The organism is Pseudomonas sp. AD21, assembly GCF_002878485.1.
Taxonomy (GTDB): Bacteria; Pseudomonadota; Gammaproteobacteria; order Pseudomonadales; family Pseudomonadaceae; genus Aquipseudomonas.
This window is the reverse complement of record NZ_NQYG01000119.1, coordinates 1-5,249: the sequence shown is the minus strand read 5'-3', so window position 1 is coordinate 5,249 and position 5,249 is coordinate 1. Positions and strand designations below refer to the sequence as shown.

Genomic DNA, 5,249 nt, shown 5'->3' with positions numbered 1-5,249 from the left:
TCCTTTGCAGGAGTGAGCCTGCTCGCGATTGCGGGGTGTCAGTCAATGAAGATGTTGACTGGGCTGACCTCTTCGCGAGTCAGCCCCACCGTTTTACTGCGGTGAATATACTTTTTTGCGTCCGCTACAGATCCTTTGCAGGAGTGAGCCTGCTCGCGATTGCGGGGTGTCAGTCAATGAGATGCTGGATGTGCCGACGCCTTCGCGGGCCAACCCGGCTCCCACAGATTTCGCCGCGCACACACGTCCGGTGAACGACAGCAACACTGTGGGGCCGCAATACACGTTATTGATCCAACCCCTGAAAGGTTACTTTTCTTATTCCACAACTCGCACATAGACCCACTTTTTAATCTTTTATCGCTATTAACCTCGCCCTCTATAATTGCGCGTCTGCACTCAACTCATCAAAAGGGATGTTCCATGCAAAGACGCCTGTTACTGGCTGCGCTGTTCGTTGCTGTCGCCGGGTGCGCCAGTCCTCCTGCGGTTTCCGTGCATACCAAAGACCCCGCCAGTTCGACCCTGCAAGGTGACGCCACGCGTCCGGCGCAGGCGCAGTGGATCCGCACCGAGTTGTACTTCTCGGTGGGCACGGTGGATGGCAAGGAAGGCGCAGTCAGCCCCGCGCGCTGGCGCGAGTTTCTCGATCAGCAAGTCACCTCGAGATTTCCCGACGGCTTCACCGTGTTCGATGCCTATGGGCAGTGGCGCGATCATGGGGCAAAGGAGCCAGAGCGCCTGAGCACCAAGGTCATCGTGATCCTGCACGAGAACAATCTGCAGAATGACGGCAACATCGAGGCGATTCGGCTGGCGTACAAACGCATCACCGGGGATTTGTCGGTGCTGCGCCTGTCGCAACCGGCGCAAGTTTCGTTTTAATCAGCGACCTGCCCGAGAGCTTGCCGAGGCGTCGACGCCAGGCGGCTCAATCCCGCCAACAGCAACGCGCCCACCAGCAACACACCAATCCCCAGAAACGCGCCCCACCCCACCACCGTCACACTCGAATAGAGCATGTACAGGCACAGACCGAAAAACAGCAGTGGCAACAGCGGATACAACGGCACCCGGACCGGCCTCGGCACCTCGGGAAAACGCCGCCGCAAAATGATCAACGCCAGGCTGCTCAAACTCAGAAACAGCCAGTACACCGGTGTCAGGTACTCGACCATGGTGTTGAAACCGCTCTGGGTGAAACTGCCGAACAGCACCAGCAACAACGCCACCGCGCCCTCCGCCAGCAAGGCCTTGCGCGGCACGCCATCGCGTTCATTCCACTCGCCGAAGCGGCGCAACTGCGGCACATCGCGGGCGGCGGCGTAGGTGGTGCGGGCGCCGACCAGCAAGGTCGAATTGATAGTGGCGATGGCCGCGATGCCGACCATCAGCAGAATCAACAACACCCCCGGCGCGCCGAACGCCCGGTTCAGCAATTCCACGGCGGGCGCGTTGCTCGCGGCCAGTCCGGCGAAACCCAGGCCTTGCACAAACGCCCAGTTCAGCGCCAGATAAATCGCCATCAGCAGCGTCAGCGCACCGAGCATAGCAATGAATATGCCGCGTCGACCGTCGCGCACTTCTGCCGACAACGTTGCCGCATCGCTCCAGCCGCCGAACGCGAGAAACACGAAAATCATCGCCGCCGAGAACCCGGCCATGCTGGTGTTTTCCGGCGTAACCGAGACGCTCGGCGGCGGTGCTTCGATTCCCTGCCACGCCAGCCACGCCCCGGCGCTGGCAATGCTCAAAAAGCCCAGGGCCAACAAGCCCACCAGCAAGGTCTGAGTGATGAACCCGATGTGCTTGCCGGTGAGATTGAGCAGTACCAGCGCGGCGATTATTCCACCGGCAAACAGCCCCGAGCCGTAGCGACCCAGGGGCACCACGGCGTTGAAGTAATCGGCAAACATGAACGCAGACAAGGCAATCCACCCGGTGTGCATCACCGAAAAACGCGACCAGGCGAACAGAAACCCGATGCGCTCGCCATAGGCGGTGCGCAGAAAGTGATAGTCGCCGCCCGGATGCGAAAACGCCGTGGCCATTTCGGCGAAGCATAAGGCCCCAATCATCGACGCCAGGCCGCCAAGAACCCAGACCCAGTAGAAATATTCCGGCCCGACGTTCAGCGCCACGGTCGGCGCGGTCTTGAGGATGTCGGTGGTGATCACCATGCCCAGCGTGATCAGTAGCGCCTGTAACACCGGCAGATGGCGCTTGGGGCCGTTCGAGTGACTCATAAATTGTCCCGCAGAAGGTCCGCCATCCGTGGCGGTTCGGCTCAGAAGCCGTAGGTGGCGCTGGCGTAGTAATAGGCGCCGTTGGTGCCGATCGGCGACAGCACGTCGTACGGCAGGTTGCCGCCGTAGTTGATCGCCGAGCCGGAGCGTTCCGGGTAGTTGTCGGTGAGGTTGTTGCCGCCCAGCGCCACGCTGAATTTCGGGGTGAATTTGTAGGTCACCTCGGCGTCCAGCTGCCACACCGCACCGTAGGTCTGCTCCGGCTGCGAGTCACCGAAATCGAACACTCGGGTGGTCTCGCCCTGGCGGGTCAGACGGCCGAGCAAGCCCCAGTGTTCACTGGCCCAGTTGGCCGAAAACACGAAACGATCCTTGGGCGCGGCGTCGGTCAGGGTGTTGGTTTCTTCGACGCCGACCAGGGCGTCGCCACCGATGCCCAACGCGCTCAGTTGCGACGGCGTGCCTTTGGTATGGGTGACTTTGGTGTGGTTGTAGGTGTACGCGGTGGTCAGGCCCAACGTCCCGTCATACAGCGGCTGGTGGTAGTTGAGCACCAGTTCGGCACCGTGGGTACTGGTGTCGGCGGCGTTGGTGAAGAAGTTGACATCGTGGACCCCGGCGACGCCGAAGGTGTCGTTGATGTATTGCTCCATGGCGTCGCTGCCGATGCGCTGCGACAGGGTGATGCGGTCCTTGACGTCGATGCGGAACACATCGAGCGAGGCGTCGAAGCGCTCGTTCAACTGAAAGGTCAGGCCGAGGCTGAAGTTCTTCGAGGTTTCCGGGTCGAGCTTTTGCGCACCCAGCGCACGTGCAATCGGATCGTTGACCGAGAGCACGCGAATGTCAGTCAGGGTGCCGCCTTCGCCGAAGTTGCTGGTGGTGTTCTGGAAACCGCTCTGGGCCAGCGACGGCGCGCGGAAGTTGTTCGACACCGCGCCGCGCAACGCCCACTGTTCGGTCAGTTTGTAGCGGCCACTGAGCTTGCCGGTGAGTTTGCTGCCGGCATCGTCGTAATGTTCCCAGCGGGTAGCGGCGTCGACGAAGAAGCGGTCGGTGAGATCACCCGAGACCTCGGCGTAAGTAGCGAACACGTTGCGGTCCAGGTCCGACTCTTCGCTGGGGCGCAAGCCGTTGGCGCCGTCAGCCCCGGAGCCTATGTACGAGGCCTCGTCGCCGGCGTAGGTCAGGTAGTTTTCGTAGCGGTATTCGCCGCCCAGCGCCAGTACAAACGAGCGCCCGCCGAGGCGCAATTCACGACTGAAATCGAGGTTGGTGGTGGTCTGGCGCAGTTCGTAATCGCCGGTGTCGAACCGGGTCGGCGAATCTTCACCAAGGCTGACGTTGAGGGTGCGACGGGTGGATCCGTCAAAGCGGTTGCGGCCATGGGTGACGCTGCTGTCGAAGTCCCAGTCCTCGCCGATCATGCCTTTGAAACCGGCGGTGGCCGAAATGTCCTTGTTGTCGCCCAGCGACTGCGGCAGATAGCCGTTGGGATAGAACTGCGGCTGCTCGTAAGGGTAGCGATAGAACTCGGCGCCGGTGGTGTGGCGCTGGTTGTAGGTGCCAAAACTGTAGGCCTTGCCGCCGGCCAATGGCAGCTCGCTGTTAAACCACAGGTTGACGTCCCGCGCCAGGCCGTCGCCCATCACGTAGTTGCGCTGCTCGGGGGCGTCGGCGAAACCGTCGAAACCGGCGCGGTTGGTCGGGTTGCGATTCTTGTACTCGGTGCCGCCGCGAATGAACCCGCCCTCTTCACCCAGGCGCGTGCCGATCTTGGCGGTGGTCACGCTGTTCTGACCATCGGTGGTGGTGCGACCAATCGCGTCCTGATGAGTGTGATAGGCGCCGTAACTGGTGGACACTTCGCCGCCCTCGGGGGCGTCGTCGAGGATGATGTTGATCACTCCGGCAATCGCATCGGAACCATACTGCGCCCCGGCGCCGTCGCTCAGGACTTCGATGCGTTTGATCGCGCTGATGGGGATCGAGTTGAAATCCACCGGCGCCGTGCCGCGACCGATTTTCGAGGAGTCGTTGACCACCGCCGACGTGTGGCGGCGCTTGCCGTTGACCAGCACCAGCACCTGATCCGGGCTCATGCCGCGCAACTGCGCGGCACGTACATGGTCAGCACCGCCGGAGTTGGACTGACGCGGCATGCTGAAGGACGGCAGCAACGTCTGCAGCGCCTGGCCCAGCTCGCCATCGGCAGCGCCAGTGGACTTGAGGTCGGCGGCGGTCAACACGTCCACCGGCACTGGTGAATCCAGCACCGTGCGTGCGGTACCACGGGTGCCGGTGACCAGCACGGTACCCAACCGTGGGTCATCGTCAACGCGTGGGGAGGTGTCTTCGGCTTGCGCCGGAAGTTGCCAGATCGCACCGACAACCGCGATGGCCAGTAATGAACGGGAACGCTGATACATGTGACAGCTCCTTTATCGCAGCTAATACCCGGCCGTTGCCGACAATGGAAAGTCGGCAATCAATGCACGGCAATGTCTGCTGTAGTTTTAGAAATCAGGAAGGCGGTGAAGGCTGTTTTAACGTGATTAGTGGGTGAAGCGCAGGATCCCCAAAGTTAGTTATTCCCCCTGAAAACCGATGCTAGACGAGCTGGCATCGGGTGCAAAAGAACCAATAACGCTTAGGTTAGATCGCAGCCGTTAGTTGTTTTCAGGGCAACACAAGTGTTGCCAGAACAACAGCAATGCAACTAACCAACAACTAACCCAAGCATAATCACCGGCCCTGTTGGAGTGAGCTTTGCTCGCGAAAGCGGTGTATCAGTCCATGCAGATATTGACTGGGCGGGCCTCTTCGCGAGCAGGCTCACTCCTACAGTTTTTATTGCGGTGAACACAGATTCTGCACCCGCTACAGATCCTTTGCAGGCGTGAGCCTGCTCGCGATTGCGGTGTATCAGTCCATGCAGATATTGACTGGGCGGGCCTCTTCGCGAGCAGGCTCACTCCTACAGTTTTTATTGCGGTGAACACA

General features: G+C 60.8%; 3 protein-coding genes. 1 reads left to right on the top strand and 2 read right to left on the bottom strand.

Annotation, left to right across the window (positions count from 1 at the left end; all coding sequences use genetic code 11):
- The first annotated feature begins 423 nt into the window (after positions 1 to 423).
- Positions 424 to 885 carry a DUF3574 domain-containing protein gene (locus PseAD21_RS29185; protein WP_102359155.1) on the top strand — a complete coding sequence of 154 codons (462 nt, stop codon included), beginning with the start codon at positions 424 to 426 and terminating at the stop codon, positions 883 to 885.
- Here PseAD21_RS29185 and PseAD21_RS29180 read toward each other — a convergent pair.
- Both PseAD21_RS29180 and PseAD21_RS29175 read right to left on the bottom strand, forming a co-directional pair.
- Positions 882 to 2,246 carry an APC family permease gene (locus tag PseAD21_RS29180; RefSeq protein WP_102359154.1) on the bottom strand — a complete coding sequence of 455 codons (1,365 nt, stop codon included), beginning with the start codon at positions 2,244 to 2,246 and terminating at the stop codon, positions 882 to 884. The genes PseAD21_RS29185 and PseAD21_RS29180 overlap by 4 nt on opposite strands.
- Positions 2,247 to 2,287: 41 nt before the next feature.
- Complete coding sequence (locus PseAD21_RS29175) at positions 2,288 to 4,675, bottom strand: TonB-dependent siderophore receptor (RefSeq protein WP_102359153.1); 2,388 nt, start codon at positions 4,673 to 4,675, stop codon at positions 2,288 to 2,290.
- Positions 4,676 to 5,249: the final 574 nt, after the last annotated feature.